This window comes from Variovorax sp. LjRoot175 (assembly GCF_964253805.1).
Lineage (GTDB): Bacteria > Pseudomonadota > Gammaproteobacteria > Burkholderiales > Burkholderiaceae_C > Variovorax.
Window position 1 is genome coordinate 4,754,270 of the sequence record NZ_CAXURY020000001.1, and the last position, 15,723, is coordinate 4,769,992.

Sequence of the window (15,723 nt, forward strand, 5' to 3'; positions counted from 1 at the left end):
ATTTTTCAGGGCTTGATGCTCATCCACTTGAAGAACATGAAGTTGTCGGCCAGCTGGGTGAGCTCGACCTTCTTGCTCACGCCCCAGGCGAGCGACTGCTGGTGCAGCGGAAGGTGGCCAATGTCGTCCGAATGAATCTTGAAAGCCTCCTTGATCAGTTCGTTGCGCTTGGCCTTGTCGGTCTCGGACTGGATCTTCTTGGTGACCTCGTCGAGCTTCGGATTGCAGTAGGCGCCGAGGTTGAACTGCCCGGTGCCCTTGTCGTCGGGACAGGCCGTCAACGAACTCAAGGCGTTGTGGGCATCGTAGGTGGTCGGCGTCCAGCCCAGCAGGTAGAAGCTGGTGTCGCGGCGCAGGATCTTGGGGAAGTAGGTGCCCTTGGTTTCGGTGGCGAGGTTGATCTTGACGCCGATGCGCGCCAGGCTCGCAGCCACGCTCTGGCAGATCTGGCCGTCGTTCACGTAGCGGTCGTTCGGGCAGTTCATCGTGACCTCGAAGCCGTTCGGGTAGCCGGCATCGGCCAGGAGCTTCTTGGCTGCCTCTGTGTCGTAGGGCAGGCGCTTGTCCTGCTCGGCGGTCCAGCCGTTGACGCCGGGGCCGACCATCAGCCCGGTGGGACGCGAAGCGCCGCGCATCACGGTGCGCTGGATGCCATTGATGTCGATGGCCTCGTAGAAAGCCTGGCGCACGCGCTTGTCCTTGAACGGGTTCTTGCCCTTGACGCTGGAGTACTGCAACTCGTCGCGCTTCTGGTCCATACCCAGGAAGATGGTGCGCAGTTCCGGGCCCGCGATCACGCGGGCACTGGGGCTGCTGTTGATGCGCGCCACGTCCTGAACCGGCACCGGCTCCATCACGTCGACCTCGCCCGAGACCAGCGCCGCAACGCGCGTTGCGGGGTTGGCGATGGGCGTGAAGACGATCTCCTGCGCGTTGCCGTCGATCTTGCCCCAGTAGCTTGCGTTGCGAACGAAGACGGTGCGCACGTTCGGCTGGCGCTCGCGCACGCGGAACGGGCCGGTTCCGTTGGCCTTGAACGAGGCCGTGTTCTCGATGCCCTTGCGGCGATCGACCGGGTTGGTCGCCTGGTTGGTCTCGCACCACTTCTTGCTCATGATCATGATATTGGTGATCACGTCGGGCAGGATCGGAAACGCTCCCATGGTCTCGATCTCGATGGCGGAGTCGCCCGCCTTGCGGACTTCCTTGATCTCGCTCACGTGGGCCTTCATGTCGGAGCCTTCGCCCGCGGCGCGGCGGAAGCTGAACACCACGTCGTCGGCGGTGAGCGGCGTGCCGTCGTGGAACTGCACGCCCTTGCGCAGCTCGAAACGCCAGACGGTCGGCGAGCTCTGCTTCCAGGACGTGGCCAGCAAGGGCGCCAGGCTCAGGTCCTTGTTGCGTCCGACCAGGGTCTCGTAGACGTTGGAAGTGACGGAGAGCTGCAACGATTCGTTGAGCGAATGCGGATCGAGCGAGAGCGCGTCGCCTTGGTTCGCGATCCGGATGGTCTGTGCGCTGGCCACCAGGCTCAAGGCGCTCAGCACGGCCGCTGCGGCCAGTTGTTTCTTCAGATTCATGAGAAGCACTCCTCGGGTTGAAGGGATCAGGACGCCGTCGAGGCGACTTTGTTCTTGGTGGATTTGCCGGCAGCGGCCAGTGGCATGCCCTGCTCGATCAGGCCGGCATGCAATGCGGCACCGAGCGGCAGGATCTCGTCATTGAAATCGTATTTGCTGTTGTGCAGGAAAGCGCCGCCGCGGGCGTCCTGCCCGATGCGCATGTAGGCGCCCGCCTTCTTCTGCAACATGAAGGAGAAATCTTCGGCGCCCATGCTGGGCTCCATGTTGCGCTCGACGTTGTGCGCGCCCACCAGCGATTGCGCGACGTCGCCGGCGAACATCGCTTCGGGCGCCGTGTTGATGGTGGCGGGATAGATGCGTTCGAACTTCACCTGCGCCGTGGCACCGAAGCCGGAAGCAACCGCGGCGCACAGCTCCACGAGCCTTTGCTCGACCTGCGCCTGCACCCGGGCGCTGAAGGTCCGCACGGTGCCCACCAGCATGGCCTTGCCCGGCACCACGCTCATGGCGCCGAGGTCGCCGGCCTGGACGGCGCAGATGCTGATCACTGCCGCGTCGATCGGGCGTACGTTGCGCGACACGATGCTCTGCACCGCGGTGATGATGTGCGCGGACACCAGCACCGGATCGACCGTGAGATAGGCATGCGCGCCGTGGCCGCCCTTGCCGGCGATTTCGATCGTGATGCGATCGGCGGCCGCCATCATCGCGCCGCGGTTGATGCCCACCGTGCCGGCCGGCAGGCCGGGCCAGTTGTGCATCGCATAGACCGACTGCACGGGGAAACGGTCGAACAGGCCCTCTTCGATCATTGCGCGCGCGCCGGCAAAGCCCTCCTCGCCCGGCTGGAAGATCAGGATCGCGGTGCCGTCGAAGTCGCGAGTTTCGGCGAGGTAGCGCGCTGCCCCGACCAGCATGGCGGTGTGGCCGTCATGCCCGCAGCCGTGCATCAAGCCCTGCTTGGCCGACGCCCAAGCGAAGTCGTTTTCCTCCCGCATCGGCAAGGCATCCATGTCTGCGCGAAGGCCGATCATGCGGCGGCTGGCCGTGGAGCGGCCGCGGATCACGCCGACCACACCGGTCTTCCCGATGCCGGGATGGATCTCATCGACGCCGCAGGCCCGAAGCGCTTCCTGGACGCGGCCGGCCGTGTAGACCTCCTCGAAGCCGAGTTCGGGATGCGCATGCAGGTCGCGCCGGAAGGCGGTGATCTCCGGATAGAAGCGCGCGATGTGCGCGAACGCCCTGCCGTTCGCCTGCAGACGTGCCTCGCTCATCAGTGGCCTCCCGCGCGGCCGATGCGCAGGCGCGGATCGACCACGAAATAGAGCAGGTCGACCACCAGGTTGATGACGACGAAAATCAGCGCGATCAGACACAGGTAGGCGGCCATCACCGGAATGTCGGCGAAGGTCACGGCCTGGATGAACAGCAGCCCCATGCCGGGCCATTGGAAGACGGACTCGGTGATGATCGCGAAAGCGATCAGACCGCCCAGTTGGAGGCCCGTGATGGTCATCACCGGCACCAGCGTGTTCTTGAGCGCGTGGCCGAAATGGATGACCCGATCCGACAGGCCGCGGGCGCGTGCGAACTTGATGTAGTCGGTGCGCAGCACCTCGAGCATTTCGGCGCGCACCAGCCGCATGATCAGGGTGAGCTGGAAGATGGCGAGCGTGACCGCCGGCAGCACGATGTGGTGCCAGCCGTCGACTCGCAGAAGGCCTGTGCTCCACCAGCCGATCTGCACCGTTTCTCCGCGCCCGAAGCTCGGGAACCAGCCGAGCAGGACGGCAAAGACAAGAATCAGCAGGATGCCGATCAGGAAGGTGGGCAGCGAGACGCCAAGCAGGGAGATCGTCATGAACACCTGGCTCATGAAGGTGCCGCGGCGCAGCGCCGTATAGACCCCCATCGGGATACCGATCAGCAAGGCCAGGAAGGCCGCAGCCAGCGCCAGTTCGAGCGTGGCCGGGAAGCGTTCGCCGATCAGCCGCGAGACCTTGCTGCCTTGCCGCAGGCTCAACCCGAATTCGCCTTGCGCGGCATTGACGAGGAAATGCCAGAACTGCACGAAAAAGGGCTTGTCGAGCCCGAGGCCGATACGCAGTTCACGAACCTGCTCGGGCGTTGCGTCCTGACCGAGCAGGAACACCACGGGGTCACCCACGTACTGGAAAAGGAGGAAGGCGAAGAAGGCGACCGTGATCATGACGATCACGGCCTGGATCAGGCGGCGCAGTACGAAAGCAATCATTCAGCAAAGCATGTGTTCAACGATGCTAGCAGAGCAAGGTGCGTGCCCAAGAGGTGGTTCCCCGGGTTGCGCCTTGCTCGAAGCCGAGCCAAAAACGAGGCGCGACGAGGCGCCTGCAGCAAACGCTTTGCAGCGCGTCAGTTCACCTTGATGACGCGCCAATCGAGCCGGTTGTCGGCGCGATGGATCACGTCGATGTTCTTCTTCATGGCCCAGGGAATGATCTGGTTGTGCAGCGGAATGTGGGACACGTCGTCGTTCTGCAACTGCAGCGCCTCGGTCAGCAGGCGATCGCGCACCGGGAGATCGGTTTCCGTCTTCACGCGATCGACGATCTGGTCCATCTTCGGATTGCTGTAGCGCCCGACGTTGTAGTTGCCGTCGCCGCCGCTGCCCACGCTGCGCGTGAGCGACTGCAGGCTGTAGAGCGCATCGAAGGTGGGCACGCCCCAGCCCAGCATGTAGATGCTGGCTTCGTAGCGCTGGATCATCGGGAAATAGGTCACCAGCGGCAGCGTGCGGAGCTTCGCCTTGACGCCCACGCGCGCCCACATCGCGGTCACGGCCTGGCAGATTTCCTCATCGTTGATGTAGCGGTTGTTGGGGCAGGCGAAATCGACCTCGAAGCCGTTGGGGTACCCCGCATCGGCCAGCAGCTTCTTGGCGGCCTCCACATCGTAGGGATGGCGCTTGTGCACGCCTTCGCTCCAGCCGTTGACCTGCGGCGCCACCAGCCCGCCGGTAGGCTGGCTCAGGCCCCGCATCGTCACGCGATTGAGGCTCGCGCTGTCGATAGCCTGGTAGAGCGCCTTGCGCACGCGCTGGTCTTTCAGTGGATTCTTGCCCTTCACGTTGGAGCCGGGCAACTCGTCGCGGAACTGGTCCATGCCGAAGAAGATGGTGCGGTTTTCGACGCCATCGATGACCTTCAGGTTGCCGCTCTGGCGCAGGCGCCCCAGATCCTGCGGGCTCGGATCCAGCACGAAGTCGATCTCGCCCGAAAGCAGCGCCGCGACACGCGTGGCCTCGGACTTGATCGGGCTGTAGATCACCTCTGTCACGTTCGTATCGTTCTTGCCCCAGTAGTTGGGGTTCTGCACAAGAACCAGGCGCTGGTCCGGCTGCCATTCCTTGACCATGTACGGGCCGGTGCCCATGGCGTTGCGGTGGGCGTAGCTTTCCTCAGGCGTCTTGATGTCCTTCGGCTCGACCGACTTGTTCTTCTCCGCCCAGGCCTTGCTCATGATGCGAAGCTCCGTCAGCTGATTCAGCAGCACGGGATTGGGGCCCTTGAGGAGGACATCGACCGTATTCGCATCGATCTTGACCACCTTGTCGATGCCCTGGGCGTAGACCGCGTAGTTGGAAGTCTTGGCCATCGCGCGGGTCAGCGAATACACCACGTCCTCGGGCGTCAGCGTCGAGCCGTCGCTGAACTTGACGCCGCTGCGCAGGGTGAAGCGCATCTGGGTCGGTGTCACGAGCTTCCAGCTGGACGCGAGTTGGGGCTCCGGCTTGAAGGTCTTGCTGTTGTAGTAGACCAGCGAGTCGTAGATGGCCGCGTGCACGCCGTTGCCCAGTGCGTTGTTCTGAGAATGGATGTCGAGCGTTGGAATGTCGCTCGCGCTCGTCCACTTGAAAGTCTTCGCATGCAGCGCGGGCGCCGCCAACACAAAGGCCGCGAGGGCGACAGGAATCAATACGCGCTTGGAATCCATGGTTAACCATCCGTCACAAAAGTCAAAACGCGGACTATGCAACAGCCGGGCCAGCTTCGGACACGGGAGAACTCCGACCCAAGGGATATCCCTGTTCGAGAAAGCCCGAGCAAGGAAAAAAGCCACCCGACTTGCGTCGGGTGGCTTTTAAGACTTCCCATCAAAGCTGGCTTGCGCCAGCGTCAAATCAGAAAGCGTGACGGATACCGACGTCGTAGCCGGTCGAGGTCTTCGGCAGGAAGGCCTGACCCGGGAGCAGGGTCGTGGTGGTCACGAACGACGGGCCACCCAAGGTCAAAGCTGCGCCATCCTTGTTGCGGATGCGAGCCACCGTCGCATACAGAGCCGTGCGCTTCGACAGGTTGTGCACGTAGCCGATGGCGAACTTGTTGGCCTTCGGGTCTTCGAGCGCCGAGAACGGCACGTTCAGGTCGTACTTGACAGCCGAGTAGGCCGCGCGGATGAGGCCAGCGCCCACCGGCACGGTCACGCCGATCAGGTAACCCTTGAGGTCGATGTCGTTGCCGATGGTGCCAGTGACGAACGGCGTATCGACGTCGATTTCGTTCTTGGCGCGCGAGTATTCACCGAAGAGCTTCACGACGCCGAAGTCGTACGAAGCGCCGAGGTTCCACGTCTTCACCGTGGTGGTGGTGCCGACGTAGAAGTTGTCACCGATCGTGCTGCTGCCATACGAGGTAGCGACGTCCAGCGGGCCATTGGCATAGCCGACGCGGCCGCCGACGTAACGACCGGTGCGCGAGTTGTTCAGCGCGGTCGGCGTGACGGTACCCGGATCGAACTTGTTCTGCTCGTGGAAGCCGTACTGCACCTGGCCATAGAAGCCACCGAGGTTCGGGGGCAGGAAGTAGCCGATGGTGTTGCTGGCGCGAACGTAGTTGTTGCCGCCAACGTTGGGGACGCCGGGGACGCTCGGTGCGGTGAAGCCAGGGAAGGCATTGAACGCGTCGTTGGCGGTCGAAACCAGGTTGGTACCCACGCCGTTGGTGCCGAACGGATCGAACACGGTGTCGTTCCAGAAGGTCGGGGTGTAGTCACGGCCCAGACGGACTTCACCGAAGCCGCCCGACAGGCTCACCGTCGAACGGCGACGGAAGGTCGAGATACCGGTTTGGCCGTCGTCATTGCTGATCGGGGCTTCGAGCCAGAAGCTGGCAGCCAGGCCGCCACCGAGGTCTTCCGTACCACGGAAGCCGATACGGCTGGAGTTGTAGCCCGAGTTCGTCAGCGCGGTACGGCTGGCCTTGATGCTATCAACGTAGAAGGGATTGGCGAGGGTCGGGAAGCCGACGTTCTCCGACTTATTCGAATAGCCGCTGATGGCAGCGTCAACCACACCGAACAGCGTGACCGACGACTGAGCCGAGGCAACACCGGCAACAGCCAGGGCAGCCAGAGCAACTAGAGATTTTTTCATTGCAAGTTTCTCCAAGGTTAAACATAGGGCTCCGGTGCGAAGGGCTCACCGTGACTGGCACATTTGTGCTCCTACCGGACCCCGGGCCAACCTCCTTTTGGGAAGTTGTCGCTATTGCACCAGAGCCGCCTCACCAGGGCAAAACAAATCGCCCGAAATCGCGGCTGGGCTCGGCGTTTCGTTGCAGCAGTGCAACAAAGCTTTAGCAGTCATCACGACACCACCATGCGAAACAAGACCTGCCCTGCATGAGCTCTATTTCGGATCGGTTCCAATCGCCCCATGAATCCTTCGCTCGACTCCGCCCTGGCCGTCGCAGACGCGGCCTTGCGTACCTTGTTCGCCAAGCCGCATGCAACGCGGGCCGCCCCGCCACCGGCGGATCCCGCAGGCGAGCTCAGCGAGGCCGAGCGCCGGGAAGCGGGCGCGTTGATGCGCGTGAATCATGTCGGGGAAGTGTGCGCCCAGGCCTTGTATACAGCGCAGGCTGCCGTTGCGCGGGATCCGGTGCTGCGGGCGCATTTCGACGCGGCAGCGCGCGAAGAAACCGACCATCTCGCCTGGACGCGACAGCGCCTCGACGAATTGGGAGCCCACCCCTCGGTGCTGAATCCCGTCTGGTATCTGGGCGCATTCGGCCTGGGCCTCATTGCCGGCCGGCTCGGCGATCCGCTGAGCCTGGGCTTCGTGGCCGAAACCGAGCGCCAGGTGGAGGCGCACCTGGACGGGCACCTCGACCGCCTGCCGGCGGGCGACACCGCATCGCGGGCCGTGATCAACCAAATGAAGCTGGACGAAGCGCGCCACGCAGCGCAGGCATGGAGCGCCGGCGCCCAGGAATTGCCGGCACCGACCAAGGCCCTGATGCGCCTGGCCTCCCGGGTGATGACGACAGTTGCCCACCGCATCTGAGCGGGCGGGCCCGGGCTGCATTCAAGTTTCGATCAAATCGAAGCTGGTCGTGATCTCGGCGGTCTTGGCCAGCATGATGGTGGCCGAGCAATAGGTGTCGTGGCTCAGCGCGATCGCGCGTTCCACGGCGGCCGCCGGGATTCCCTTGCCCGCCACCGTGAAGTGCATGTGGATCCTGGTGAAAACCTTGGGGTCCTTTTCCGCCCTCTCGCTGGTCAGCTTGACGCTGCAGCGCTCGACCTGGTGCCGCCCGCGCTTCAGGATCAGCACCACGTCGTAGGCGGTGCAGCCGCCGGTGCCGGCGAGCACGGTTTCCATCGGCCGGGCTGCGAGGTTCTGTCCGCCGTTCTCCGGCTTGGCCGCATCCGGCGCCCCGTCCATCATCAGGACGTGGCCGCTACCGGTCTCGGCAACGAAGCCCATCGCCGATCGCGCACCCGCGTTGCCGGTCCAGCTCACTGTGCATTCCATTTTTTTGCAGACTCCAGGGTCACGACGGGGCAAAAAATCACGCCGGCGTGGATTTGTGTTGGAAAAGCGTCACCCGCTTGTTGCAATGCAACAAACAACCGATATACTTTATTTCATCGCACACGAACGCGTGTGCACCGGTTGTCTCCTCCACCCTCCCAATTGGTGGATTTAGCCCCGGGCCGCAAGGCCCGGGGCTTTTTTCTTGGGGCTGCCTGGCGCGGTGCCCGCAGGCCTATGATCGCGGCCCTATGCCCAAGCCGACAGCGCCGCTCACCCCCGCCGATTACCTGAAGAAGATCCTCACCGCCCGCGTCTACGACGTCGCGGTCGAGTCCGCGCTCGAGCCGGCGCGCGCCTTGAGCGCGCGGCTGGGCAACACGGTGCTGCTCAAGCGAGAAGACCAGCAACCCGTCTTCAGCTTCAAGCTGCGCGGCGCCTACAACAAGCTGGCGCACTTGAGCGCCGAGCAGCTCGCCAAGGGCGTGATCTGCGCATCGGCCGGCAACCATGCCCAGGGCGTGGCGCTCGGCGCCCACAAGCTGGGCACGCGGGCCGTGGTGGTGATGCCGGTGACCACGCCTCAGCTCAAGATCGATGCCGTGCGCGCGCTCGGCGGCGAAGTGCAATTGCACGGCGACAGCTATTCCGATGCCTACGTGTACGCGCTCGAACAGCAGAAGATGCACGGGCTGACCTTCGTGCACCCCTTCGACGACCCCGACGTGATCGCCGGCCAGGGCACGATCGCGATGGAAATCCTGCGCCAGCACCAGGGCCCGCTCGATGCCGTGTTCGTCGCCATCGGCGGCGGCGGGTTGATCGCGGGCGTCGCCAACTACATCAAGGCCGTGCGGCCCGAGATCAAGGTGATCGGCGTGCAGATGAACGACTCGGACGCGATGATGCAATCGGTCGCGGCCCGTCAACGCGTGACGCTCCCCGATGTCGGCCTGTTTTCCGACGGCACCGCGGTCAAGCTGGTCGGCGAAGAAACCTTCCGGGTCGCCAGCGACCTGGTGGACGAGTTCATCACGGTCGACACCGATGCCGTATGCGCCGGCATCAAGGACGTGTTCATCGACACGCGCAGCATCGTCGAGCCTGCCGGCGCGCTCGCAGTAGCCGCGATCAAGCAGTATGTCGAGGCGCACGGCACGCGCGGCGAGACCTACGCGGCCATCCTCTGCGGCGCCAACATGAACTTCGACCGGCTGCGCTTCGTGGCCGAGCGCGCCGAGGTGGGCGAGGAGCGCGAAGCGCTGTTCGCGGTGACGATTCCCGAGGAACGCGGCAGCTTCCGCCGCTTCTGCGAATTGGTCGGCCAGCTGCCGGGCGCATCGCGCAGCGTGACCGAGTTCAACTACCGCATCAGCGACGCCAGGGAGGCGCACGTGTTCGTGGGACTGACCACGACGGCGCGCGGCGAATCGAAGACGATCGCCGACACCTTCGTTGCGCACGGTTTCGGCGCGATCGACCTCACGCACGACGAGCTCGCGAAGGAGCACATCCGCCACATGGTCGGCGGCCGCACCGGCCTGGCGCACGACGAAAGGCTGCTGCGCTTCGTGTTCCCCGAACGGCCCGGCGCGCTGCTGAAGTTCCTGAGCCTCATGCGGCCGACCTGGAACATCAGCCTCTTCCACTACCGCAACCAGGGTGCCGATTACGGCCGCATCCTGGTCGGGCTGCAGGTGCCGGCGGCCGACCATGCCGCGTTCGACGAGTTCCTGCGGACGCTCGGCTATCCCTTCGTGGAAGAAACCGCCAACCCGGTCTATCGATTGTTCCTGCAGGCCTGAGGCCCGGCCGGCGCCTCAGCGCGGCGGAGCCGGCGCCACCACGGGCGGCGGAGCGCCGGGCACGGCAGGCGGCGGATTCGCGGCGAGCGGTCGCACCGGCAGCTGCAGCGTGAAGGCCGGCGCCGAGTCGAGGCTCGCGCCCAGTGATGCGGCGCGCGTGCTCACGGACTGCAGCACATAGCCGTCCGCCACCTTGGCCCCGACACGGAACGGCCGCGCCGGCTTGCCGTCGACGGCAATCAGTGCTGCGCCCTGCTGCTCGGTGTCGGCCACCACCCCCTGCAGCACGAAGCGGCTTGCCGCATCGGGCGTTGCCGCGACCACGGCCTGGCTGGGCACCGCACCCAGCATTTGCGCCACCGCTGTCGAGTCCACGGTCACGGTCGCGCCGCTGTTCACCGCGGGCGGCGCGACCGCGTCGGACGGCGACATCAGCCGCAGCCCCCAGAACACGATGCTCGCAGCCGCAAGCGCCCAAAGGCCGGTCGTCGCAGTGGCCGAGGGCCAGCGGGCGGGTGCGTAGGGAACTGACATGGGGCCGGATTATCATTCAGTGAATGCTGCAAGGCCCGCTTCTTTTGATCTCCTCCCCACCTTTCATGCCCCTTTCCCACCGCCCTCTTGTGCGCGCCCTGCAGCGCGGCTTCACGCTGATCGAGCTGATGGTCGTGCTGGTCATCATCGGCGTGCTGGCTGCCTTGATCGTGCCGAATGTGATCGAGCGTGCCGACGACGCACGCGTCACCGCCGCCAAGACCGACGTCAACAACCTGATGCAGGCGCTCAAGCTCTACCGGCTCGACAACCAGCGCTACCCCACGTCCGAGCAAGGCCTGCAGGCACTGCTCGCCCGTCCCACCAGCGGCCCTGCCGCACCCAACTGGAAACCCTACGTCGAGAAGCTGCCGAACGACCCCTGGGGCCGGCCCTACCAGTACATGAACCCGGGCCTCAAGGGCGAGATCGACGTGCTTTCGCTCGGCGCCGACGGCCAGCCCGGTGGCGAAGGCAAAAATGCCGACATCGGCAGCTGGCAATAGGCGCTGCGGCCCCCGCTCCGATCGCGCCCGCCGCCGCACCGGCGGTTTCACGCTGCTCGAACTGCTGGTGGTGATCGCGATCATCGCGCTCGCCACGGCCGGCGTCGGGCTCGCGCTGCGCGATTCGGGCCAGGCCACGCTCGACCGCGAAGCCGAGCGGCTCGCGGCGCTCTTCGAATCGGCACGCGCGCAATCCCGTGCCAGCGGCATCGCGGTGCGCTGGCGTCCGACGCCGCAAGGCCCCGGGAACTTCATCTTCGACGGCCTGCAGCCCGGCACCTTGCCGATCGCCTGGCTTGCCGACGGCATCGCCGCGCAACCGCTGGCCGCCGACGGCTCGGCGATCCCGGCGCTGCAGCTGGGGCCCGAACCGATCATCGCGGCGCAGCAGGTGCTGCTCACCATGGATGGCCCGCCGGCACGCAGCCTGCGCATCGGCACCGACGGGCTGCGGCCTTTCGCGGTGGTTGCGCCGTGAAGCAGGCAGGTTTCACGCTGATCGAAGTGCTGGTCGCGCTGGGCATCGTCGCGATCGCATTGATGGCCGGCTCGCAGGCCACGATGGCGCTCACGCGCAACGCGCAACGCCAATCGGACATGCTGCTGGCGCAGCTCTGCGCCGAGAACGAACTGATCAAGGCCCGGCTCGCGCGTCAGCTGCCGGCGGTCGGCGATGCAGGCCTGGTCTGCACCCAGGCCAACGTGAGCTTCGCCGTCACCGTCTCGACCACGCCCACGCTGAACCCGAACTTCCGCCGCGTCGACGTCCAGGTGCGCGATGCGGCCGAGGCGCCGGTGCTGCGCTTGTCCACTGTCGTGGGACGCTATTGATGCGCAGGTCCAGGGGCTTCACGCTGATCGAGCTGCTGGTCGCGATCGCGGTGATGGCGCTGCTCGCGCTGTTGAGCTGGCGCGGCCTGGAGAGCATGGCGCGCGCGCAGGCCCTGAACCGCGAACGAGGCGATGCCATGCTCACGCTGCAGGCTGCGCTGTCGCAATGGAACGCGGATCTCGATGCCACGACGGCGCTGGCGCAGATCCGGCCCATGGACTGGGACGGCCGCGTGCTGCGCCTCACGCGGCGCAGCACCGACAGCGCCCAGTCGGTGGTCTATGTGGTCGCCTGGACCCTGCGCGCCGATGCCGCCGTGGGTGCGCGCTGGCAGCGCTGGCAATCGCCCGGCATCACCACCCGCGCCGAATGGCAACAAGCCTGGGACCGCGCCGCCGCATGGGGCCAGGACGGCAGCGCCAGCACGAGTTCCAGCAGCGAGCTGCGCGGCGCCGAGCTCGGGCTGATGCCGGTCGAGGCCTGGCAGCTCTACTACTTCCGCAACGACAGCTGGAGCCCGGCGGTCGGCGCCGAGGTGCTCGGCACAAGCACGCCCTTGCCCGAAGGCGTGCGCCTGGTGCTGAGCCTGCCGCCCGGCCCGGCGCTCGCGGGGCTGCTGACCCGCGACTGGGTGCGGCCCACCGCAACGGCGCCCAAGTCATGAAGAAGACGCGATCGAAGTCCGCCAGAGACACGCGCGGTGCCGCACTGCTGGCCGCCATGCTGACCGTCACGCTGGTCGCCACCTTCGCCGCCGCGGCGCTCTGGCAGCAATGGCGCGCGGTCGAGGTCGAGGCAGCCGAGCGGGCGCGGGTGCAGTCGGCCTGGGTGCTGATCGGCGCGCTCGACTGGTCGCGCCTGATCCTGCGCGAGGACGCCCGGACCGGCGGCGGCACCGGCGCGGACCACCTGGCCGAGCCCTGGGCCGTGCCGCTGGAGGAAGCCAAGCTGACGAGCTTTCTCTCGGCCGAGAAGAACATCGCCAGCGATGTGCTCGAAGGCCTGCCCGATGCCTTTCTTTCGGGCCGCATCGTCGATGCCCAGTCCAAGCTCAACGTGCTGAGTCTGGTGGTGGGCGGCAAGCCCGTGGCCGCATCGGTCGCCGCCTTCACCAAGCTGTTCGAGTTGCTGGGCCTGCCCGCGCAGGAACTGGCGGCGCTGACCGCCAACCTGCAACGCGCCCTGCCGGCCGCCGCGACGACCGGCACAGGCACAGGCACAGGCACAGGCACAGGCACAGGCACAGGCACAGGCACAGGCACAGGCACAGGCACAGGAACCGGCACCACGCCCCCCGCCGCGACCCCCGACACCTCGGCCACCGGCCCGCTGATGCCCCAGCGCACTTCCCAGCTGGTCTGGCTCGGCCTCTCGCCCACCACGGTGGCCGCGCTGCAGCCCTACGTCACCGTGCTGCCGGCGGGCACGAAGCTCAACATCAACACCGCCAGCGCCGAAGCCTTGTTCGCCAGCGTTCCCGCGCTCGATCTGGCAGGTGCCAAGCGCCTGGTGGCGCAGCGCACACGCAGCCACTTCCGCTCCCTGAGCGACGCGAACCGTCTCTTGCAGGACAGCTCGACGCAGTTCGGCGAACAGCACAGCGTGGGGAGCAACTACTTCGAAGTGCATGGGCGGCTGCGGCTGGACCGCACCTGGGTCGAGGAGCAGTCGCTGCTGCGCCGCGACGGCATCGAGGTGCGCATCGTGTGGCGCGAACGTGGTGCGGGCGCCACGCCGGCGGCACCGAAGCCCTGAAGCGGAAACTTTTAGTCACGCTTATAGGATAAAAAGCACTCGAGCGCCCACGCCACGGGCGTAACGCGCTATCAAATATGTAGCGGGTGGATGTGAACCATCCACCTACAATGACCACCCCTCACCGATCGCCATGGCCTTATTGCTCGTCACCGTCCCGCTCCCGCCCGTTCCCGCCGGCGGCGAGTACGGCTGGGCGGTCTGGTCCAGCGACGGCCGCAAGCTGCGCTCTCAGGGAAGCGCGCCGCCGGCGCTGCTGCCGAGCGGGGACGAAGTGATCCTGGGCGTGCCCGCGGCCGCCCTCTCCTGGCACCAGGTCACGATGCCGCAGGGCAGCATGAGCGGCGCCGTGCGCGTGCGCTCGGTGCTCAATGGCCTGCTCGAAGACCGGTTGCTCGACGACCCGGAGCTGCTGCACTTCGCGCTGGAGCCCGGCGCCCGCGCTGGTGCGCCTGCGTGGGTGGCGGCCTCCAACCGGATCTGGCTGCGCAGCGCGGTGCAGGCCCTCGAAGCCGCGGGCCGTCGCGTCACGCGGATCATTCCCGAATTCGCGCCGCAGCCGACCGGCGCCGCTCCGATGGTCCTCGCGATAGGCGAGCCGGACGCCGCCCAGCTCGTGATCTGCGACACCCAGGGTGTGACCGCACTCCCCCTCGACAGCGCCGGCGTTGCGCTGCTCGGCACGCCCCCCGAAGGCACGACGATGCTGGCCGAGCCCGCGGTGGCCGAACTGGCCGAAAGCCTGCTCGGGCGCCGCGTGCCGATCGTCAAGCCGGCCGCACGCTGGCTGCAGGCCAGCCGCTCGCCCTGGGATCTGGCGCAGTTCGACCTCGCGTCCACCGGCCGCGCCCGCGCGAGCAAGAAGCTCGCGGCCATCTGGCGCGCCGTGTGGCACGGACCCGAGTGGCGTGCAGCACGCTGGGGCGCGCTGGTCCTGCTGCTGGCCCAGCTCGTCGGCCTCAATGCCTGGGCCTGGAAGGAGCGCAGCGCGCTCGACAGCAAGCGCACCATGGTGAACAGCATCCTCAAGCAGACTTTTCCATCGGTGCAACTGGTGGTCGATGCCCCGGTGCAGATGGCACGCGAAGTCGCCTCGTTGCAGCAAGCCACCGGCGGCGTCGCCGCGGCCGATTTCGAACCCATGCTGGGCGTACTGGCAGGCAGCCTGCCATCCGGCCGCGTGCCCAGCGCCATCGACTACAGCGCCGGCCAGTTGCGGCTGCGCGGCCTGGGCTTGCAGCCCGCCGAGGCAGACAGCGTCGCGGCCACGCTGTCCGCGCGCGGCTACAGCGCGCGCAGCGAAGGCGATCTGCTGCTGGTTCAGGCGGAGGCTGCGCGATGAACAGCTGGCTCGAATCCCTCGAAGCACGCTGGCAGGCCTGGTGGCCCGAACTCGAGCCGCGCGAGCAGCGCATGATCGCGATCGCCGCCGCGCTGGTGGTGCTGGCCCTGCTCTGGTGGGTGATGCTGGCGCCCGCGCTGCGCACGCTGTCATCGGCGCCGGCCGAGCACGCAAGACTCGATGCGCAGCTGCAGCAGATGACCAGCCTGCAGACGCAAGCCAAGGCCCTGCAGTCCCAGCCGCGCGCCAGCCGCGACGACGCCATGCGCGCGCTCGAAACCTCGGTGCGCCAGAGCCTCGGGCCCAACGCCCAGATGCAACCCGCTGCTGCCGGCGAAGGCGTGACGATCGCCATGCGCACCACCCCCGCCGGCACGCTCGCCCAATGGCTGGCACAGGCGCGCAGCAATGCGCGCGCCGTGCCGCGCGAGGCGCATCTGACGCGCACCGCGCAAGGCGCGCCGGCCGCCTCTTCCCCCGCCGCCGCGGCTGCCAAAGGCGCCGGCGAGCCTTCCGCCGTGCGCTGGGACGGCACGCTGGTCATGAGCCTGCCGGCACGTTGAACGTCGA

General features: G+C 66.6%; 16 protein-coding genes. 9 read left to right on the plus strand and 7 right to left on the minus strand.

Annotated features, from left to right (window positions below; all coding sequences use genetic code 11):
* Positions 1–5: 5 nt before the first annotated feature.
* The 5 genes from ACSQ89_RS23725 to ACSQ89_RS23745 form a co-directional block, all read right to left on the minus strand.
* On the minus strand, positions 6–1,580 hold the full coding sequence (locus tag ACSQ89_RS23725; RefSeq protein WP_436296532.1) for an ABC transporter substrate-binding protein: 1,575 nt from the start codon (positions 1,578–1,580) through the stop codon (positions 6–8).
* Positions 1,581–1,606: 26 nt separating this feature from the next.
* Positions 1,607–2,860, minus strand: a complete 1,254-nt coding sequence (locus ACSQ89_RS23730; protein ID WP_436296533.1) for a M20 aminoacylase family protein — start codon at positions 2,858–2,860, stop codon at positions 1,607–1,609.
* Positions 2,860–3,840: an ABC transporter permease gene (locus tag ACSQ89_RS23735; protein WP_093109654.1), complete on the minus strand. Its 981-nt coding sequence runs from the start codon at positions 3,838–3,840 to the stop codon at positions 2,860–2,862. The genes ACSQ89_RS23730 and ACSQ89_RS23735 overlap by 1 nt, the downstream gene beginning before the upstream one ends.
* Before the next feature lie 137 nt (positions 3,841–3,977).
* Entirely contained in the window at positions 3,978–5,558 is a 1,581-nt protein-coding gene (locus tag ACSQ89_RS23740) for an ABC transporter substrate-binding protein (protein ID WP_436296534.1), read from the minus strand.
* Positions 5,559–5,745: 187 nt separating this feature from the next.
* Positions 5,746–6,996, minus strand: a complete 1,251-nt coding sequence (locus ACSQ89_RS23745; RefSeq protein WP_436296629.1) for a porin — start codon at positions 6,994–6,996, stop codon at positions 5,746–5,748.
* 282 nt (positions 6,997–7,278) lie between these two features.
* On the opposite strand from ACSQ89_RS23745, the gene coq7 reads away from it, so the two are divergent.
* Positions 7,279–7,908, plus strand: coding sequence for a 2-polyprenyl-3-methyl-6-methoxy-1,4-benzoquinone monooxygenase (gene coq7 / locus ACSQ89_RS23750; RefSeq protein ID WP_436296535.1), 630 nt, complete (start codon positions 7,279–7,281; stop codon positions 7,906–7,908).
* A gap of 21 nt (positions 7,909–7,929) precedes the next feature.
* Here coq7 and ACSQ89_RS23755 read toward each other — a convergent pair whose 3' ends face one another.
* Positions 7,930–8,379 carry an OsmC family protein gene (locus tag ACSQ89_RS23755; protein ID WP_093109658.1) on the minus strand — a complete coding sequence of 150 codons (450 nt, stop codon included), beginning with the start codon at positions 8,377–8,379 and terminating at the stop codon, positions 7,930–7,932.
* A gap of 251 nt (positions 8,380–8,630) precedes the next feature.
* On the opposite strand from ACSQ89_RS23755, the gene ilvA reads away from it, so the two are divergent.
* Complete coding sequence (ilvA, locus tag ACSQ89_RS23760) at positions 8,631–10,184, plus strand: threonine ammonia-lyase, biosynthetic (RefSeq protein ID WP_436296536.1); 1,554 nt, start codon at positions 8,631–8,633, stop codon at positions 10,182–10,184.
* A gap of 15 nt (positions 10,185–10,199) precedes the next feature.
* On the opposite strand, the gene ACSQ89_RS23765 is transcribed toward ilvA, so the two are convergent.
* Positions 10,200–10,718: a type II secretion system protein N gene (locus ACSQ89_RS23765; protein ID WP_436296537.1), complete on the minus strand. Its 519-nt coding sequence runs from the start codon at positions 10,716–10,718 to the stop codon at positions 10,200–10,202.
* 65 nt (positions 10,719–10,783) lie between these two features.
* On the opposite strand from ACSQ89_RS23765, the gene gspG reads away from it, so the two are divergent.
* The 7 genes from gspG (at position 10,784) to gspM (ending at position 15,716) form a co-directional block, all read left to right on the plus strand.
* The gene (gene gspG, locus ACSQ89_RS23770) at positions 10,784–11,224 is read left to right on the plus strand and encodes a type II secretion system major pseudopilin GspG (protein WP_093109661.1); all 441 of its coding nucleotides are present in this window, start codon (positions 10,784–10,786) and stop codon (positions 11,222–11,224) included.
* Positions 11,199–11,702 carry a prepilin-type N-terminal cleavage/methylation domain-containing protein gene (locus tag ACSQ89_RS23775; protein WP_436296538.1) on the plus strand — a complete coding sequence of 168 codons (504 nt, stop codon included), beginning with the start codon at positions 11,199–11,201 and terminating at the stop codon, positions 11,700–11,702. Before gspG ends, ACSQ89_RS23775 begins: the two co-directional genes overlap by 26 nt.
* Positions 11,699–12,055, plus strand: coding sequence for a type II secretion system minor pseudopilin GspI (gene gspI / locus ACSQ89_RS23780; protein WP_244503975.1), 357 nt, complete (start codon positions 11,699–11,701; stop codon positions 12,053–12,055). Before ACSQ89_RS23775 ends, gspI begins: the two co-directional genes overlap by 4 nt.
* Positions 12,055–12,720, plus strand: a complete 666-nt coding sequence (locus ACSQ89_RS23785) for a PulJ/GspJ family protein (protein ID WP_436296539.1) — start codon at positions 12,055–12,057, stop codon at positions 12,718–12,720. The genes gspI and ACSQ89_RS23785 overlap by 1 nt, the downstream gene beginning before the upstream one ends.
* Positions 12,717–13,811: a type II secretion system minor pseudopilin GspK gene (gene gspK / locus ACSQ89_RS23790; protein ID WP_436296540.1), complete on the plus strand. Its 1,095-nt coding sequence runs from the start codon at positions 12,717–12,719 to the stop codon at positions 13,809–13,811. The genes ACSQ89_RS23785 and gspK overlap by 4 nt, the downstream gene beginning before the upstream one ends.
* 133 nt (positions 13,812–13,944) lie before the next feature.
* On the plus strand, positions 13,945–15,153 hold the full coding sequence (gene gspL, locus ACSQ89_RS23795; protein WP_436293514.1) for a type II secretion system protein GspL: 1,209 nt from the start codon (positions 13,945–13,947) through the stop codon (positions 15,151–15,153).
* Positions 15,150–15,716 carry a type II secretion system protein GspM gene (gspM, locus tag ACSQ89_RS23800; RefSeq protein WP_436293513.1) on the plus strand — a complete coding sequence of 189 codons (567 nt, stop codon included), beginning with the start codon at positions 15,150–15,152 and terminating at the stop codon, positions 15,714–15,716. The genes gspL and gspM overlap by 4 nt, the downstream gene beginning before the upstream one ends.
* The last annotated feature ends 7 nt before the right edge of the window (positions 15,717–15,723 follow it).

Coding starts and splice junctions, on each gene's coding strand:
- ACSQ89_RS23755 (WP_093109658.1), bottom strand. CDS start 8,379: ATGGAATGCACAGTGAGCTGGACCGGCAACGCGGGTGCGCGATCGGCG.
- ACSQ89_RS23725 (WP_436296532.1), bottom strand. CDS start 1,580: ATGAATCTGAAGAAACAACTGGCCGCAGCGGCCGTGCTGAGCGCCTTG.
- ACSQ89_RS23745 (WP_436296629.1), bottom strand. CDS start 6,996: ATGAAAAAATCTCTAGTTGCTCTGGCTGCCCTGGCTGTTGCCGGTGTT.
- ACSQ89_RS23740 (WP_436296534.1), bottom strand. CDS start 5,558: ATGGATTCCAAGCGCGTATTGATTCCTGTCGCCCTCGCGGCCTTTGTG.
- gspM (WP_436293513.1), top strand. CDS start 15,150: ATGAACAGCTGGCTCGAATCCCTCGAAGCACGCTGGCAGGCCTGGTGG.
- ACSQ89_RS23735 (WP_093109654.1), bottom strand. CDS start 3,840: ATGATTGCTTTCGTACTGCGCCGCCTGATCCAGGCCGTGATCGTCATG.
- gspK (WP_436296540.1), top strand. CDS start 12,717: ATGAAGAAGACGCGATCGAAGTCCGCCAGAGACACGCGCGGTGCCGCA.
- gspG (WP_093109661.1), top strand. CDS start 10,784: ATGCCCCTTTCCCACCGCCCTCTTGTGCGCGCCCTGCAGCGCGGCTTC.
- ilvA (WP_436296536.1), top strand. CDS start 8,631: ATGCCCAAGCCGACAGCGCCGCTCACCCCCGCCGATTACCTGAAGAAG.
- ACSQ89_RS23765 (WP_436296537.1), bottom strand. CDS start 10,718: ATGTCAGTTCCCTACGCACCCGCCCGCTGGCCCTCGGCCACTGCGACG.
- ACSQ89_RS23785 (WP_436296539.1), top strand. CDS start 12,055: ATGCGCAGGTCCAGGGGCTTCACGCTGATCGAGCTGCTGGTCGCGATC.
- ACSQ89_RS23775 (WP_436296538.1), top strand. CDS start 11,199: ATGCCGACATCGGCAGCTGGCAATAGGCGCTGCGGCCCCCGCTCCGAT.
- ACSQ89_RS23730 (WP_436296533.1), bottom strand. CDS start 2,860: ATGAGCGAGGCACGTCTGCAGGCGAACGGCAGGGCGTTCGCGCACATC.
- coq7 (WP_436296535.1), top strand. CDS start 7,279: ATGAATCCTTCGCTCGACTCCGCCCTGGCCGTCGCAGACGCGGCCTTG.
- gspL (WP_436293514.1), top strand. CDS start 13,945: ATGGCCTTATTGCTCGTCACCGTCCCGCTCCCGCCCGTTCCCGCCGGC.